The sequence below is a fragment of the Inquilinus sp. CA228 genome (assembly GCF_052078665.1).
In the GTDB taxonomy this organism is placed as follows: domain Bacteria; phylum Pseudomonadota; class Alphaproteobacteria; order DSM-16000; family Inquilinaceae; genus Inquilinus.
Genome location: NZ_JBQJIK010000190.1, coordinates 1 through 996, shown reverse-complemented (window position 1 = coordinate 996; position 996 = coordinate 1). Strand labels below are relative to the sequence as shown.

Sequence of the window (996 nt, the reverse complement as noted above, 5' to 3'; positions counted from 1 at the left end):
AGATCGTCGGTACGCTGCAGAGCCATGCGGCGCGGCTCTACCACCTGGGCGCCGGAGCGGTGGCGCGCTCGACGCTGTCGGACGCCAACGCGTTGCGGCCCCCCGAGGTGTTCACCGGGCTGCTCGGCCTGCTGATCGACCAGGCGCATCGCGGGCTCCGGCGCGAGCTCGACGGCACCACCTATCTCATCGACTCGACCAGCCTGCGGCTAAGCGCCTTGAGCGGCTGGGCCCGCTTCAGTGCCGGTGTCTGCGGGGTGAAGGCCCATGTGATCTACGATCCGGACGCCGACTGCCCGGTCTATCTCTCCGTCACCACGGCCAACATCAACGACATCACCGCCGCCCAGGCGATGCCGATCAAGGCCGGCGCCACCTACGTCTTCGACCTCGGCTACTACGACTACGCCTGGTGGGCGAAGATGGATGCCGCCGGCTGCCGCATCGTCACCCGCTTCAAGACCCACACGAAACTCACGCTGATCGAGGAGCTGCCGGTGCCGGAAGGCGGCACCATCCTGTCCGACCGCATCGGCTTTCTCCCCGCCCGCCAGGCCGGCCGCCGCCGCAACCCCATGGCCGATGCGGTGCGCGAGATCCGCGTGCGCATCGACACCGGCAAGGTGCTGCGGATCCTGTCCAACGACCTCGACGCGCCGGCCCAGGAGATCGCCGATCTCTACAAGCGCCGCTGGGCCATCGAGCTGTTCTTCCGCTGGGTCAAGCAGACCCTCAAGATCACCCGCTTCGTCGGCCGCTCGGAGAATGCCGTGCGCATCCACATCGCCGTCGCCCTGATCGCCTTCCTGCTGCTGCGTCTCGCCCAGGCGGCTCAAAGCACGGTTAAAACACCGCTCGCCTTTGCCCGCCTGGTCCGCGTCAACCTGATGCAGCGCAGGCGCATCGACCGCTTGCTCCAACCCGAGCCTAGCCCTGCCTCCAATCCAGACCAATTGGTCCTCCAATGGGCCTGAAACTAAACCGGACACCCGTGGG

The 996-nt window shown here is 67.3% G+C and carries 1 protein-coding gene; it reads left to right on the top strand.

Annotation, left to right across the window (positions count from 1 at the left end; genetic code table 11):
* On the top strand, positions 1-974 hold a 974-nt coding region (locus tag ACTOWL_RS37940; RefSeq protein ID WP_441326478.1), incomplete at its 5' end, for an IS4 family transposase.
* Positions 975-996 lie beyond the last annotated feature (22 nt).